This is a genomic window from uncultured Luteimonas sp., from assembly GCF_947492465.1.
In the GTDB taxonomy this organism is placed as follows: Bacteria; Pseudomonadota; Gammaproteobacteria; order Xanthomonadales; family Xanthomonadaceae; genus Luteimonas.
The window spans coordinates 247,855-262,821 of the sequence record NZ_CANLNF010000002.1; the positions used below are offsets into that span (position 1 = coordinate 247,855).

Consider the following 14,967-nt stretch of genomic DNA (forward strand, 5'->3'; position numbering starts at 1 on the left):
CACAGACCGCTCACCCGCCGCGGGCCGACGCCCGCTTCCGGAGCCTTCCATGTTCGGCTACTACTTCAACCTCGCACTGCGCAGCTTCCGCCGCAACCGCGTGCTCACCGCGCTGATGGTGCTGGCGATCGCGCTGGGCATCGGCGCGTGCATGACCACGCTGACCGTGTTCCGCGTCCTGTCCGGCGACCCGCTCCCGGGCAAGAGCGGACAGCTGTACTACGTGCAGCTCGATCCCGAGGGCATGCAGGGCTACACCCCCGGCGGCGAACCCAACGAACAGGTCACCCGGACCGACGCGGAAACCCTGCTGCGCGAGAAGCGCGGCGACCGCCAGGCGATGATGACCGGCGGCGGCGTCTCGGTCACGCCCGACCGCGCCGACCTGACCCCGTTCCTCTCCGACGCGCGCTACGCCAGCACCGACTTCTTCCCCATGTTCCAGGTGCCGTTCCTGTACGGCAACGGCTGGTCGCAGCAGGACGACGAGTCGCGTGCGCGGGTGGTGGTGATCTCCAGCGACCTCAACGATCGCGTGTTCGGCGGCAGCGACAGCGTCGGCAAGCGCCTGCGCCTGGACCAGACCGATTTCACCGTGATCGGCGTGATCGACGAATGGCGCCCCACCCCGCGCTTCTACGACATGAACAGCGATCGCTACGGCGAGCTTGAAGACGTGTTCCTGCCGTTCTCGACCTCGCGCGACCTGCAGATGGGCCGCAGCGGCAACATGAACTGCTGGGGCGATTCGCGCGGCGACAACACCGCGCTCAACGTGCCCTGCGCCTGGATCCAGTACTGGGTGGAGCTGGGCTCGGAGGAAAAGCGCAAGGCCTACCACGATTACCTGACCAGCTACTCCGAGCAGCAGCGCGCGGCGGGACGCTTCGAGCGCCCGACCAACGTGCGCCTGCGCAGCGTGATGGAGTGGCTGGACTTCAACCGCGTGGTGCCCACCGACGTGGTGATGCAGCTGTGGCTGGGCTTCGGCTTCCTGCTGGTGTGCCTGCTCAACACCGTCGGGCTGCTGCTGGCCAAGTTCCTGCGGCGCAGCAGCGAGATCGGCGTGCGCCGCGCGCTGGGCGCATCGCGCGCGGAGATCTTCAAGCAGTGCCTGGTCGAGGCCGGCACCATCGGACTGGCGGGCGGCATCCTCGGCCTGGGGCTGGCGCTGCTGGGACTATGGGCCGTGCGCCAGCAGCCGGCCAGCTACGCCGAGCTTGCCCACCTGGACCTGGGCATGCTGCTGACCACCTTCCTGCTCGCCATCGTCGCCAGCCTGTTCGCGGGGATCCTGCCCGCCTGGCGCGCGATGCAGGTCACTCCCGCGCTGCAGCTCAAGTCGCAGTAGCGCCCGCCGCCTTCCCGGAGACCGCCATGGAAATCCGTCCCATCCTCTCCACGCTGATGCGGCACAAGACCGCCGCCACCCTGATCGTGCTGGAGATCGCGTTGACCTGCGCGATCATCTGCAACGCCCTGTTCATGATCGGCGAGCGCATCACCTTCGTGAACGAGCCCAGCGGCCTGGTCGAGGACGAGCTGGTGCGCGTGCAGATCACCGGCATCGGCAACGACGACAACGCCGCCGCGCAGACCCGCACCGACCTGGCCGCGCTGCGCGGCATGCCCGGCGTCACCGCGGCCACCGTGCTCAACCAGGTGCCCTTCACCAATTCGTCCTGGAACAGCGGCGTGCGGCTGAGCACCGAGCAGACCCAGTCCAACATGGTCGCGACGGTCTACATGGCGGAGGACCAGCTCATGGACACGCTGGGCCTGCGCCTGGTCGCCGGCCGCTGGTTCCAGCCCGACGAGTACCTGGAGTTCGAAGCCGTGGACCGTGCCGAGGGGCCGGTGCGCATTCCCGCCGCGGTCATCACCCGCAAGATGGCCGAACGCCTGTTCCCGGGCGAGGACGCGGTCGGCAGGAACTTCTACAGCTGGGGCGACGAGCCGACCCGCATCGTCGGCGTGGTCGAACACCTGGTGCGACCGAGCCTGCAGGGCGGCCCCGAGGCCCGCGAATACAGCATGATCTTCCCGATCCGCCCGACCTACGCGGTCGGCGGCAACTACGTGGTCCGCACCTCGCCCGAGCGGCGCGACGAGATCCTCGATGCCGCGATCAAGACCCTGCGCGCCAGCGGCCCGCAGCGCATCGTGCTGGAGGAGAACACCAAGACCATGCAGGCCCTGCGCGCGGAGTTCTACCAGGCGCCCAGGGCCATGGCCTGGCTGCTGGGCATCGTCTGCCTGGGACTGCTGTTCATCACCGCGCTGGGCATCGTCGGCCTGGCCAGCTTCTGGGTGCAGCAGCGCACCAAGCAGATCGGCGTGCGCCGCGCGCTGGGCGCGACCAGGGGCCAGATCCTGCGCTACTTCCAGACCGAGAACTTCCTGCTCGCGACCATCGGCATCGTGCTGGGCATGCTGGCCGCCTACGGCATCAACCAGCTGCTGATGAACCAGTACGAGCTGGCGCGGCTGCCGCTGCACTACCTGCCGCTGGGCGCGCTGGCGCTGTGGCTGCTCGGCCAGGCTTCGGTGCTGGGCCCGGCGCGACGCGCGGCCTCGGTGCCGCCTGCCATCGCCACGCGCAGCGTCTGAACCATGGCGACCATGCATCGTGACCGCGCCCGCATGGGCGCAACGACGGCCGGCCTGTTGTCGGGACTTCTCTGCGCCGGCGCCTGCGCCGGCAGCGGGCCTGCCGATGCGGCGCTGGACGCGACGATCGCGGGCCTCGATGCCGAAGTCTTCGCAGCGTTCAACCAGTGCGCCGATCCGGCCGCCCTCGCGCGCCACGCGGCGCACTTCGACGAAGACGTCGAGTTCTACCACGACACCGGCGGCGTCACCTGGACGCGGGAGGCGATGCTCGACAACACCCGCCGCCATGCCTGCGGCCGCTACACGCGGCAGCTGGTCGAGGGCAGCCTGCAGGTCCATCCGGTGGCGGGATTCGGCGCGATCTCGCAGGGTCGCCATCGCTTCTGCGCGACCGGCACACAGGCCTGCGACGGCCTGGCGGAGTTCACCATGGTCTGGCGGCTGCGCGACGGGCGCTGGACCATCACCCGCGTGCTCAGCTACGGCCACCGCGCCGCGGACTGACAATCGCTACGATACGCACAGGCCTGCCCACGCTTCCCCATGCCCACCCTCCTGGTCATTGACGACAACCCGTCCGTCGGCACCGCGCTGGAACTGCTGTTCTCGCTGCACGAGATCGATGTCGAGCGCGCCGAAACCCCGGACGCCGGCCTGGCGCTGCTGCAGCGTGGCGGCATCGACCTGGTGATCCAGGACATGAACTTCCACGCCGACACCACCGGTGGCGACGAGGGCGTGGCGCTGTTCCGCGAGATCCGCGACCGGCACCCCGACATGCCGGTGATCCTGCTCACCGCGTGGACGCGGCTGGAGTCGGCGGTGGACCTGGTCAAGGCCGGCGCCGCCGACTACATCGGCAAGCCCTGGGACGACCACAAGCTGCTGGCCTCGGTGAACAACCTGCTCGAACTGGTGGAAACGCGGCGCGAACTCGCCGCGCGCAGCGCGGGCGAGCGCGGCCGGCGCGAGGCGATGGCGCACCAGCACGACCTGCGCGGCCTGGTCTACGACGACCTGGCCAGCGAGACGGTGCTGTCGCTGGCGCTGCAGGTCGCGCGCTCGGAGCTGCCGGTGCTGGTCAGCGGCCCCAACGGCGCTGGCAAGGAGAAGTACGCCGAGATCATCCACTACAACTCGGCGGTGAAGTCCGGTCCGTTCGTGGCGGTGAACTGCGGCGCGCTGCCCAGCGAGCTGATCGAGGCCGAGCTGTTCGGCGCCGAGCCCGGCGCCTATACCGGCGCGGGCAGCAGGGCGCGCGTCGGCCGCTTCGAGGCCGCCGATGGCGGCACCCTGTTCCTGGACGAGATCGGCACGCTGCCGCCGGCCGGGCAGGTCAAGCTGCTGCGCGTGCTCGAGACCGGCCGCTTCCAGCGCCTGGGCGGCCACCAGGAGCGCAGCGCGAAGGTGCGAGTGGTCAGCGCGACCAACGCCGACCTGGCGTCGATGATCGCCGAGGGTCGCTTCCGCGAGGACCTGTACTACCGCCTCAACGGCATCGAACTGCGCCTGCCGGCGCTGGCCCGCAGGCCGCGCGACATCCTGCCGCTGGCGCGTCATTTCCTGCCTGCCGGGCGCAAGCTCGGCTCCGGCGCCGAGCGCGCGCTGCTCCAGCACCCCTGGCCCGGCAACGTGCGCGAGCTGCGCAACGCGGTGCAGCGCGCGGCGCTGCTGTCGGGCGAACTGATCGAAGCGTCCGCGCTGGGCCTGATGCCACTGCCGTCGGACGGCACCGCGCCCGGCCACGGCGACGAGCCCGACCGCGCCATGATCGAAGCGGCGCTGCAGCGCGCCGGTGGCGTAATGGCGCAGGCGGCGGCGGACCTGGGCATGTCGCGGCAGGCGCTGTACCGGCGCCTGGACCGCTACGGCATCCCCCGCGGCTGACACAGGGCCTGTCAATGCCAATGACACATGCCGCATGGATCTCCCGTGGCCGTCGGGTGGTGCTGCGTGGCGCAGCGCCCGACTGGCCGTCAGCTCAAGCCATGCGGCGCCGCATGGCCACGGGAGGTCCAACCGACGGGCCGCTCCCGCGGGCGCGAGCAGCGGCGTATGTCACAAGCGTTGGAAGGCCCTAGGTATGCGCATCCTCCGCGTCCTGCCGCTGGCGATCCGCATGGTCGCACTGGTGCTGGTGGCGGTCGCGTCCACCGCCGCGCTGACCGCGCTGCTCACGACGTGGCTGCCGCCGTGGCTGGCCGCGGCCTGCGCCGCGCTGGCCAGCGGCGCGCTCATGGGCCTGGTGGTCTGGCGCACCTTCGTGCCGCTGCGCGCGCTGTTCCGCGCGCTCGCCGGCACCGTGGCCGGCTATCGCGACGGCGATTTCAGCTTCGGCATCACCTGGGACCGCTACGGCGACCTGATCGAACTGGTGGATGCGCACAACGCGCTCGGCCAGGCGCTGCGCGAACAGCGGCTGTCGCTGGTGCAGCGCGAACTGCTGCTCGACACCATGGTGCAGAACACGCCGGTGGCGATGCTGCTGCTGGACCCGGGCCGGCACGTGGTGCTGGGCAACCTGGCCGCGCGGCGCATGCTGGGTGACGGCCGGCGGCTCGAGGGGCGTTCGCTCGAGGCGCTGCTGCAGCAGGCGCCAGCGGCGGTGAACGAGGCCTTCGCCCGCGGCGGCGACGGCATGTTCACCGTCGGCGACGAGGACCACGAGGACATCTACCATCTGGCGCGGCGCATGTTCCGCCTCAACGGTCGCCGCCACGAGCTGGTCCTGTTGCGGCAGATGACCGCCGAGCTGCGTCGCCAGGAGGTGCAGACCTGGAAGAAGGTGATCCGGGTGATCAGCCACGAGCTCAACAACTCGCTGGCGCCGATCGCCTCGCTCGCGCATTCGGGCGCCGAGCTGCTGCGTCGCGGCCAGTACGAAAAACTGCCGCTCGCGCTGGCCACGATCGAGGAGCGTGCCCGCCACCTGGAAGGCTTCCTGCGCGACTACGCCCGCTTCGCCAAGCTGCCCACGCCACGCGGCGAGCCGATCGCGCTGGCGCAGTTCGTGGAGAAGCTGCGCAGCCAGGTGGAGTTCGCGATCGAGGGCGTGGTGCCCGACGAGATCGTGCGCTTCGACCCCGCGCAGATCGAACAGGCACTGTTGAACCTGCTCAAGAACGCGCACGAGTCGGGCACCCCGCACGATGCAGTGGCGATGGCCGTGCGCCGCACCGCGGAAGGCTGGCGCATCGACGTGCTCGACCGCGGCAGCGGCATGAACGAGTCGGTGCTGGCCAACGCGCTGCTGCCGTTCTATTCGACCAAGCGCAGCGGCACCGGATTGGGCCTGGCCCTGGCCCGCGAGATCGCGGAAGCCCATGGCGGGCGCATTGCCCTGCTCAACCGCGATGGCGGCGGGCTGTGCGTGTCGATGGTGCTGCCGGTCGCAAGATAACCATGCCTCGGCGGTGACCAACGCGTCCGCACGCGCGGCGGGCTGGAACGCCTGCGTCCACGCCTGTCGTTATTGGCGCGCGGGCGGCGGCGCGATTACGCCGCTCGTGAGCCGCCCGTGGGAGCGGCTTCAGCCGCGAACGCCCCGACGGCAATCAGCATTCACCACCGAAGTCGCATGCATTCGCCGCCGAGTTGCAGGCATTCGCGGCTGAAGCCGCTCCCACAGGGCCAGGGCCGGGCGGAGTGGCTAGGACTTCTTCTGCGGCCTTTCCCAGCCTTCGATCGTCACCTGGCGCGCGCGGGCCACGGTGAGTTTGCCCGGCGCGGCGTCGATGCCGATCACCGAGCCGGCGCCGATGGTCGCGCCCTCGCCGATCGCGACCGGTGCGACCAGCGCCGAGTTGGAGCCGATGAAGGCGCCATCGCCGATCGTGGTGGTCGACTTGTTCACGCCATCGTAGTTGCAGGTGATGGTGCCGGCGCCGATGTTCACCTTGGCACCCACCTCGGCGTCGCCCAGGTAGCTCAGGTGGTTGGCCTTGCTGCCCACGCCCAGGCGTGCGTTCTTGGTTTCGACGAAGTTGCCCACGTGCACGCCGTCGGCCAGCACCGTGCCCGGCCGCAGGCGCGCGAACGGTCCGATGGTCACCGCCCCTTCCGCACGCGCACCCTCGAGATCGCAGTGCGCGCGCACCTCCGTCCCCGCGCCGAGCACCACGTCCTTGAGCCGCGTGAACGGGCCGATGCGCACGCCGTCGCCCAGCTCCACCCGGCCTTCGAACACCACGTCGGCATCGATCTCCACATCGCGGCCCACGATCACCTCGCCGCGGATGTCGAGCCGCGCCGGATCGGCCACGCGCGCACCCTGCAGGCACAGCGCCCGCACCGCGCGCAGCTGGAACGCGCGCTCGAGCTGCGCCAGCTGCCAGGGGTCGTTGGCGCCTTCGGTCTCGCGCGCATCGTCCACGATCACCAGCTCGGCCGCGGTGAAGTCGGCCGCGGCCATGCCGGCCACGTCGGTAAGGTAGTACTCGCCCTGCGCGTTGTCGTTGGACAGTCTCGAGAGCCAGTCCTTGAGCGCGGTCGCGTCCGCCGCGATCACGCCGGTGTTGACCAGGCCGATCGCGCGCTGCTCGTCGCTGGCGTCCTTCTCCTCGACCACGGCGGCGACGTGGCCCTGTGCGTCGCGCAGGATCCGGCCGTAGCCGGTGGGGTTGTCCAGCTGGGTGGCGAGCAGGGCCAGGCGACCCTCGGACGCGAGCAGCCGCCGCAGCGTCTCCACGGTGAACAGCGGCGCGTCGCCGTACATCACCAGCACGCGCGCCTCGTCGGGCACGTCGGGCATCGCCTGCTGCACGGCATGGCCGGTGCCAAGCTGCCGCGCCTGCTCGGCCCACACCAGGTCGTCCTGGTCGGCGAACGCGGCCTGCACCTGGTCGCCGCCGTGGCCGTACACCACGTGGATGCCGGCGGGCGCGAGCGCGCGCGCGGTCGCGATCACGTGCCCGAGCATCGGCCGCCCCGCGATCTTCTGCAGCACCTTGGGCAGGGACGACTTCATGCGCTTGCCTTCGCCGGCGGCGAGGATCACGACGTGCAGGGGATTGCTCATGGGGCTTCCAGCGGGTCCGGACCGGGAATTCTAAGGCGCTCCCCGCATGTACGCAGAATCGCGCGCGGTCCGGTCTGCCCACCGGTGCCTGCGACGTGGCGATCCGGAACCGCCGGCCGATGGTCCGTTAACCCGGCTGGCGCTACCCTAGGCGCCCATGACCGGTCCCCGTCCAACCGCACGCGCAGCGGAGCCTCGCCCATGAGCCTGCGGCGCCAGGGCGGGCACTACCTCGTGATCGGCGGCCTGCAGTGGCTGCTCGACTGGGGCGTGACGGTGTGGCTGTCGCACCTGGGCATGATGATCGAGCCGGCCAATATCACCGGCCGGGTCAGCGGCGCGATGCTGGGCTACTGGCTCAACGGCAAGTTCACCTTCGCCGGCGACGACACCGCGCTGGGCCGGGTGCAGTTCCAGCGTTTCGCGCTGATGTGGCTGTGCACCACCGCCGTCAGCACCTTCGCCGTCGGCGCGATCGACGACGTGCTGGGCCTGAAATGGGCCTGGCTGGGCAAGCCGCTGGTCGAGATCGTACTGGGCCTGGTCGGTTTCGTGCTGTCGCGACACTGGATCTACCGTCGCTGAGCCGGCGGACCCGCGCTATCGCGGCGGCGCCGCAGCCTGGCCCTCGGGCCGGAGCAGGGGCAGCGCGCGTTCGAGCGGGAGGGCCTGCACCGCACCGCGGTGGCCATCCATGTCGCGGGCCCGGAACAGCGAGTTGACGATGGCTTCTTCCGTGGCCTCGGCCACCGCCTCGAACAGCGGCGTCATCGCGTCATTGGACAGGACCACCCGGCCCGGCGCCGGATCGCCGCCGGGACCACGCAGGCCCGCCGCGGTGGAGAAGGCGATCACGTAGTCGCCCGAGCCGTTGCTCATCGACGAGCCGGTGCGACCCAGGCCCAGCAGCGCGCGCGAGGCCAGGCGCCGCAACAGGCGCGCATCGAGCGGCGCGTCGGTGGCGACCACGATCATGATGCTGCCGTCTCCGCGCGCAGGCGGCGCTTCCCGCGCGGCGACGCGCCGTGGCTGCAGGGCATCGAGGGCGACGCCACCGATCGTCAGGCGTCCGCCATAGTTGCTCTGCACCAGGACGCCGACCGTGTATCCGCCCCGCGCCGGATCGAGGCGGCGCGAGCTGGTGCCGATGCCGCCCTTCCAGCCGAACGCGATCGTGCCGGTGCCCGCGCCGACGGCGCCCTCCTCGACGTTGTCGACCGAGGCCGTGTCCAGGGCCCGGCGCACGTGTTCCGGCCGCAGCGGACGGGCACGGATATCGTTGAGGTAGCCATCGTTGGTCTCGCCGACCACGGGGTTGAGCGAGCGCACCTCCTGCATTCCCGGCCGCGCCAGCTGCCACTCCACCAGCGCATCGGCCGCGCGCCAGACCCCCAGCGTGCCGGTGAGCAGGATCGGCGTCTCCAGTTCACCGAGTTCATCGACCTGGGTGATGCCGAGCAGCTTGCCGTAGCCGTTGCCGACCACGATCGCCGCCGGCACGCGCTCGCGGTACAGGTCGCCAGGATGCGGCACGATGGCGGTGACGCCGGTCCGGATGCGGTCGCCCTCGATCACCGTCGCGTGGCCCACCGCCACGCCCGGGACGTCGACGATGGCATTGCGCGGGCCGGGAGCCAGCGTGCCGATCACGACGCCCGCCTCGCGCGCGCGCGGGCGTTCCGCGGCGAGGGCCTGGCCCGCCGACCCGCAGGTCGCCAGCGCCGCGGCCAGCAGCCAGATCCAACGCCAGTGGGCGTCTGCCATTGCGCACTCCCGGGATCACGGTGACGGGAGCATTGTGTCGCACTCGCGCGCAGACCGCCGGCCGGGTCGCCCGGCGTGCGACCGCCCGCGGACCGCAGCGCGCGCGTCATCGCCATGACCGCGCCCATCGCGTTGCGGTGGCGGGCCGGACTCCCGGCGCCACAAACGGAAAACGCCGGCGCGAGGCCGGCGTTTCCGTGGCACGGCGTGGGCGCCGCCCGTCAGTGCTTGAGGTTCTTGCGCAGGCGCTCGAGCGCCGACAGCTGCGCCATCACCTCGGCCATCTTCTGCTGCGCCTCGGCGATGTCCATCGCCTCGCCGCGGCCGGCCAGCACCCGCTCGGCCTCTTCCTTGGCTGCCCTGACGGAGGCCTCGTCGATCTCGTCGGCGCGGATGGCGGTGTCGGCCAGGATGGTCACCACCTGCGGCTGCACCTCGAGGATGCCGCCACCGATGGCGAAATCCAGGACGCTGCCGTCGGGCTGGGTCACCACGACCTTGCCGGGCTTGAGCCGGGTGATCAGCGGCGCGTGGCGCGGCGCGATGCCGAGCTCGCCCATCTCGCCGGTGGCGACCACCAGGGTGGCTTCACCCTGGAAGATCTCGGCCTCGGCGCTGACGATGTCGCAACGGATGGTAGACATTGTTTCCTCGCTACGCTCGGAAACGGGATTCGGGATTCGGGATTCGGGATTCGCAACGGCACATGCCGCGCTTGACCCTCGTCGCCCTCAAACCGGTGCCCGCTTCTCCGAATCCCTAATCCCGAATTCCGAATCCCGAGAAGATTTCCGCTTACGCGGCAATCTTCTTCGCCTTCTCGACCGCCTCGTCGATGCTGCCGACCATGTAGAACGCCTGCTCGGGCAGGTGGTCGTACTCGCCTTCGACGATGCCCTTGAAGCCGCGGATGGTTTCCTTGAGCGAGACGTACTTGCCCGGGGAACCGGTGAACACCTCGGCCACGTGGAACGGCTGCGAGAAGAAGCGCTCGATCTTGCGCGCGCGGGCGACGGCCAGCTTGTCCTCTTCGCTCAGTTCGTCCATGCCCAGGATCGCGATGATGTCCTTGAGCTCCTTGTACTTCTGCAGCGTGGACTGCACCCGGCGCGCGGTGTCGTAGTGCTCGTGGCCGATCACGTTCGGGTCGAGCTGGCGCGAGGTGGAGTCGAGCGGATCGACCGCCGGGTAGATACCCAGCGAGGCGATGTTGCGCGAGAGCACGACGGTCGCGTCGAGGTGGGCGAAGGTGGTCGCCGGCGACGGGTCGGTCAGGTCGTCCGCGGGCACGTACACGGCCTGGATCGAGGTGATCGATCCGGTCTTGGTCGAGGTGATGCGCTCCTGCAGGACGCCCATTTCCTCGGCCAGCGTGGGCTGGTAGCCCACCGCCGACGGCATGCGGCCCAGCAGCGCCGACACTTCGGTACCGGCCAGCGTGTAGCGGTAGATGTTGTCGACGAACAGCAGCACGTCGCGGCCTTCGTCGCGGAAGTACTCGGCCATGGTCAGGCCGGTCAGCGCGACGCGCAGGCGGTTGCCCGGCGGCTCGTTCATCTGGCCGTAGACCATCGCCACCTTCGACTTCTCGGGCTCTTCGACGTTGACGACGCCCGACTCCTGCATCTCGTGGTAGAAGTCGTTGCCCTCGCGGGTACGCTCGCCCACGCCGGCGAACACCGACAGGCCCGAGTGCTCGGTCGCGATGTTGTTGATCAGCTCCATCATGTTGACGGTCTTGCCGACGCCGGCGCCGCCGAACAGGCCGACCTTGCCGCCCTTGGCGAACGGGCACATCAGGTCGATGACCTTGATGCCGGTTTCCAGCAGCTCGGTGGTCGAGGACTGGTCCTCGTAGCTCGGCGCGGCACGGTGGATTTCCCACGTGGTGTCGGCCTTGACCTCGCCCGCCTCGTCGATCGGGCGGCCCAGCACGTCCATGATGCGGCCCAGCGTGCCCAGGCCGACCGGCACCGAGATCGCGCGACCGGTGTTCTCGGCCACGAGGTTGCGCTTGAGGCCGTCGGTGGAGCCCAGCGCGATCGTGCGCACGACGCCGTCGCCGAGCTGCTGCTGCACCTCGAGCGTGATGGCGGTGCCCTGCACCTTCAGCGCGTCGTACACCTTCGGCACTTCGCTGCGCGGGAATTCCACGTCGACGACGGCGCCGATGATCTGAACGATCTTGCCCTGACTCATGTTGTTGCTCCGGTTAACTTTATTCTGTCTGGACGATTCGATCGTCCTTGGGATTTCGAGATTGGGAATTCGGGATTGGGGATTAGGAAGAGCGCAGCCGCTGCTTTCCCGAATCCCCAATCCCGAATCCCGAATCCCCCGCCGTCGTCAGACGGCGGCAGCACCGCCGACGATTTCCGAGATTTCCTGGGTGATCGCCGCCTGGCGGGCCTTGTTGTAGACCAGGTTCAGCGTGTCGATCAGCTTGGTGGCGTTGTCGCTCGCCGACTTCATCGCCACCATGCGTGCGGCGTGCTCGGACGCCACGTTCTCCATCACCGCCTGGTACACCAGCGACTCGACGTAACGGGTCAGCACGTGGCTGAGCACGCCTTCGGCGTCGGGCTCGTAGATGTAGTCCCAGTCGTGCCGCGCGACCGAGGTCTCGCCTGCCGGCAGCGGCAGCAGCTGGTCGAACGAGGCGCGCTGGGTCATGGTGTTGACGAAGTCGTTGTAGACCAGGAACACCTTGTCGACCTTGCCCGCGTCGTAGGCTTCCAGCATCACCTGGACCACGCCGACCAGCTGCTCGACCTCGGGCTGGTCGCCCAGGTGCGCGACGCTGGCGAGCATGTTGACCTTCAGCCGGCGGAAGAACACCGCCGCCTTCTGGCCGATGGTCACCACGTCGACCTCGACGCCCTTGTCCTGCCACTGCCGGATCTCGACCAGCAGCTTGCGGAACAGGTTGTTGTTCAGGCCGCCGGCCAGGCCGCGGTCGGACGAGACGATCACGTAGCCCACGCGCCTGATCTCGCCACGCTCGACCAGGTACGGGTGCTGGAACTCGGTGTTCGCCTGCGCGAGGTGGCCGATGATCTGCTTCATCGCGCGCGCGTACGGCCGCGAGGCGCGCATGCGTTCCTGCGCCTTGCGGATCTTCGAGGCCGAGACCATTTCCAGCGCGCGCGTCACCTTGCGGGTGTTCTGCACGCTCTTGATCTTGGTCTTGATTTCTCTTCCACCAGCCATCTAGCTCGCTCCGCTCGCAGGATTGGGGATTCGGGATTAGGGATTCGCAAAAGCGAAGCCCGCACTCCTCAGCCCAATCCGCTGTTCCGAATCCCGAATCCCGATTCCCGAATCCCGGCAGCTGGTCCTACCAGCTGCCCGTCTTCCTGAACTCCTCGATGCCGGCCTTGTACGCCGCCTCGATCTCGTCGTTCCAGTCACCACTGCCGTTGATGCGGTCGATCAGCGCGCCCTGGGTGTTGGCGAAGTGCGCGTGCAGCGCCTCTTCGAATGCCAGGATCTTGCCGACCGGCACGTCGTCCATGTGGCCCTTGTCGACCGCGTAGATCGACAGCGCCTGGTAGGCGATCGACATCGGCTGGTACTGCTTCTGCTTCATCAGTTCGGTGACGCGCTGGCCGCGCTCGAGCTGCTTGCGGGTGGCGTCGTCCAGGTCGGAGGCGAACTGGGCGAAGGCCGCGAGCTCGCGGTACTGCGCCAGCGCGATGCGGATGCCGCCCGAGAGCTTCTTGATGATCTTGGTCTGCGCCGCGCCGCCGACGCGCGAAACCGAGATGCCGGCGTTCACGGCCGGGCGGATGCCGGCGTTGAACAGGTCGGTTTCCAGGAAGATCTGGCCGTCGGTGATCGAGATCACGTTGGTCGGCACGAACGCGGACACGTCGCCGGCCTGGGTCTCGATGATCGGCAGCGCGGTCAGCGAGCCGGTCTGGCCCTTCACTTCGCCGTTGGTGAACTTCTCGACGTAGTCGGCCGACACGCGCGCGGCGCGCTCGAGCAGGCGGCTGTGCAGGTAGAACACGTCGCCCGGGTAGGCTTCGCGGCCCGGCGGGCGCTTGAGCAGCAGCGAGATCTGGCGGTAGGCGACGGCCTGCTTGGACAGGTCGTCGTAGACGATCAGCGCGTCCTGGCCACGGTCCATGAAGTACTCGCCCATGGTGCAGCCCGAGTACGCCGAGATGTACTGCATCGCGGCCGACTCGGACGCCGTGGCGGCGACCACGACCGTGTGCGCCAGCGCGCCGTTCTCTTCGAGCTTGCGCACGATGTTGGCCACGGTCGAGGCCTTCTGGCCGATCGCGACGTAGACGCACTTGATGCCCGTGCCCTTCTGGTTGATCACCGCGTCGATGGCCATCGCGGTCTTGCCGGTCTGGCGGTCGCCGATGATCAGCTCGCGCTGGCCGCGGCCGATCGGGATCATCGCGTCGACCGACTTGTAGCCGGTCTGCACCGGCTGGTCGACCGACTTGCGCCAGATCACGCCCGGGGCGACGCGCTCGACCGGCGCCGACAGCTTGGCGTCGATCGGGCCCTTGCCGTCGATGGGCTCGCCCAGCGCGTTGACCACGCGGCCGAGCAGCTCCGGTCCGATCGGCACCGACAGGATCTGGCCGGTGGTCTTGGCCACGTCGCCTTCGCGCAGGTGCTCGTAGTCGCCCAGCACCACCGCGCCGACCGAGTCGCGCTCCAGGTTCAGCGCCAGCGCGTAGGTGGGCGTGCCGCCCTCGGCGGCGGGCAGCTCGATCATCTCGCCCTGCATCGCGTCGGCCAGGCCATAGATGCGCACGATGCCGTCGGCCACCGAGGTCACGGTGCCTTCGTTGCGCGCTTCCGCGGCCAGCTTGACGTTGTCGATGCGGCTCTTGATGAGGTCGCTGATTTCGGACGGGTTGAGCGTGGTGGTTGCCATCTTCGTTTCCTTGGAGGTGGGCCGCTGCGTGCGGTTCACCGCTTCGATTGCGTTTCGGGATTCGGGATTCGGGACTGGGGATTCGGAAGAGAGAGCGCTGCTTCCACGAATCGCCAATCCCGAATCCCGAGTCCCGGCTTCATCCTGCCAACGCCGACTGCAGGCGCGCGAGCTTGCCGCGCAGCGAGCCGTCGATGACGACGTCGCCGGCATCGATCACCGCGCCGCCGATCAGGGACTCGTCCACCGCCGTTTCCAGCTCGACCTCGCGGCCGAAGCGCTTGCGCAGCGCGGCCCGGATGCCGTCGAGCTCGGCTTCCGGCAGCGCCATGGCCGAGGTGACCTTCGCGCGCACGATGCGTTCGGCATCCGCGCGCAGCTCCTCGAACAGCCCGGCGATCTCCGGCAGCAGCACGATGCGGCGGTTGTCGGCCAGCAGCGACAGGTAGTCGCCGAAGCCGGCCAGCGGCGCCTGCGGCGACAGCAGCGCCACCGCCTGTTCGCGCGTGAGCGAAGGATGGCCGAGCATGCCCGCGGCCTGCGGATCGGCGGCGATGCGCGCCGAGAAGGCCAGCGCCTGCGACCAGGACGCGAGCGCACCGGCTTCGCGCGCGAGCATGAAGGCAGCGCGTGCATAGGGACGGGCGAGCGTGAGGGCCTGGCTCATGGA

General features: G+C 69.5%; 13 protein-coding genes. 6 read left to right on the forward strand and 7 right to left on the reverse strand.

Annotation, left to right across the window (positions count from 1 at the left end):
• Positions 1–49: 49 nt before the first annotated feature.
• The 5 genes from Q0863_RS06140 (at position 50) to Q0863_RS06160 (ending at position 6,013) form a co-directional block, all read left to right on the forward strand.
• Positions 50–1,351, forward strand: a complete 1,302-nt coding sequence (locus tag Q0863_RS06140) for an ABC transporter permease (protein ID WP_298576442.1) — start codon at positions 50–52, stop codon at positions 1,349–1,351.
• A gap of 26 nt (positions 1,352–1,377) precedes the next feature.
• On the forward strand, positions 1,378–2,610 hold the full coding sequence (locus Q0863_RS06145) for an FtsX-like permease family protein (RefSeq protein ID WP_298576444.1): 1,233 nt from the start codon (positions 1,378–1,380) through the stop codon (positions 2,608–2,610).
• A 12-nt stretch (positions 2,611–2,622) separates the two neighbouring features.
• On the forward strand, positions 2,623–3,117 hold the full coding sequence (locus Q0863_RS06150; RefSeq protein ID WP_298576446.1) for a nuclear transport factor 2 family protein: 495 nt from the start codon (positions 2,623–2,625) through the stop codon (positions 3,115–3,117).
• A gap of 39 nt (positions 3,118–3,156) precedes the next feature.
• Positions 3,157–4,500 carry a sigma-54 dependent transcriptional regulator gene (locus Q0863_RS06155; RefSeq protein ID WP_298576448.1) on the forward strand — a complete coding sequence of 448 codons (1,344 nt, stop codon included), beginning with the start codon at positions 3,157–3,159 and terminating at the stop codon, positions 4,498–4,500.
• A 196-nt stretch (positions 4,501–4,696) separates the two neighbouring features.
• Positions 4,697–6,013 (forward strand): ATP-binding protein, encoded by a 1,317-nt coding sequence (locus Q0863_RS06160; protein WP_298576450.1) that lies wholly within the window; start codon positions 4,697–4,699, stop codon positions 6,011–6,013.
• A gap of 249 nt (positions 6,014–6,262) precedes the next feature.
• Here the strand turns inward: Q0863_RS06160 and glmU are convergent, their stop codons facing one another.
• Complete coding sequence (gene glmU / locus Q0863_RS06165; protein WP_298576452.1) at positions 6,263–7,630, reverse strand: bifunctional UDP-N-acetylglucosamine diphosphorylase/glucosamine-1-phosphate N-acetyltransferase GlmU; 1,368 nt, start codon at positions 7,628–7,630, stop codon at positions 6,263–6,265.
• A gap of 201 nt (positions 7,631–7,831) precedes the next feature.
• Between glmU and Q0863_RS06170 the strand changes: the two genes are divergently transcribed.
• The gene (locus Q0863_RS06170) at positions 7,832–8,215 is read left to right on the forward strand and encodes a GtrA family protein (RefSeq protein WP_298576454.1); all 384 of its coding nucleotides are present in this window, start codon (positions 7,832–7,834) and stop codon (positions 8,213–8,215) included.
• 15 nt (positions 8,216–8,230) lie between these two features.
• Here Q0863_RS06170 and Q0863_RS06175 read toward each other — a convergent pair whose 3' ends face one another.
• The 6 genes from Q0863_RS06175 to Q0863_RS06200 form a co-directional block, all read right to left on the reverse strand.
• Complete coding sequence (locus tag Q0863_RS06175) at positions 8,231–9,394, reverse strand: P1 family peptidase (protein ID WP_298576456.1); 1,164 nt, start codon at positions 9,392–9,394, stop codon at positions 8,231–8,233.
• Positions 9,395–9,615: 221 nt separating this feature from the next.
• Entirely contained in the window at positions 9,616–10,038 is a 423-nt protein-coding gene (locus Q0863_RS06180) for a F0F1 ATP synthase subunit epsilon (protein WP_298576457.1), read from the reverse strand.
• 151 nt (positions 10,039–10,189) lie between these two features.
• The gene (gene atpD / locus Q0863_RS06185) at positions 10,190–11,593 is read right to left on the reverse strand and encodes a F0F1 ATP synthase subunit beta (protein ID WP_298576459.1); all 1,404 of its coding nucleotides are present in this window, start codon (positions 11,591–11,593) and stop codon (positions 10,190–10,192) included.
• A gap of 147 nt (positions 11,594–11,740) precedes the next feature.
• Positions 11,741–12,604 (reverse strand): F0F1 ATP synthase subunit gamma, encoded by an 864-nt coding sequence (gene atpG / locus Q0863_RS06190; RefSeq protein WP_298576461.1) that lies wholly within the window; start codon positions 12,602–12,604, stop codon positions 11,741–11,743.
• 127 nt (positions 12,605–12,731) lie between these two features.
• Positions 12,732–14,297 (reverse strand): F0F1 ATP synthase subunit alpha, encoded by a 1,566-nt coding sequence (atpA, locus tag Q0863_RS06195; protein ID WP_298576462.1) that lies wholly within the window; start codon positions 14,295–14,297, stop codon positions 12,732–12,734.
• 139 nt (positions 14,298–14,436) lie between these two features.
• Positions 14,437–14,964: a F0F1 ATP synthase subunit delta gene (locus Q0863_RS06200; RefSeq protein ID WP_298576464.1), complete on the reverse strand. Its 528-nt coding sequence runs from the start codon at positions 14,962–14,964 to the stop codon at positions 14,437–14,439.
• Positions 14,965–14,967 lie beyond the last annotated feature (3 nt).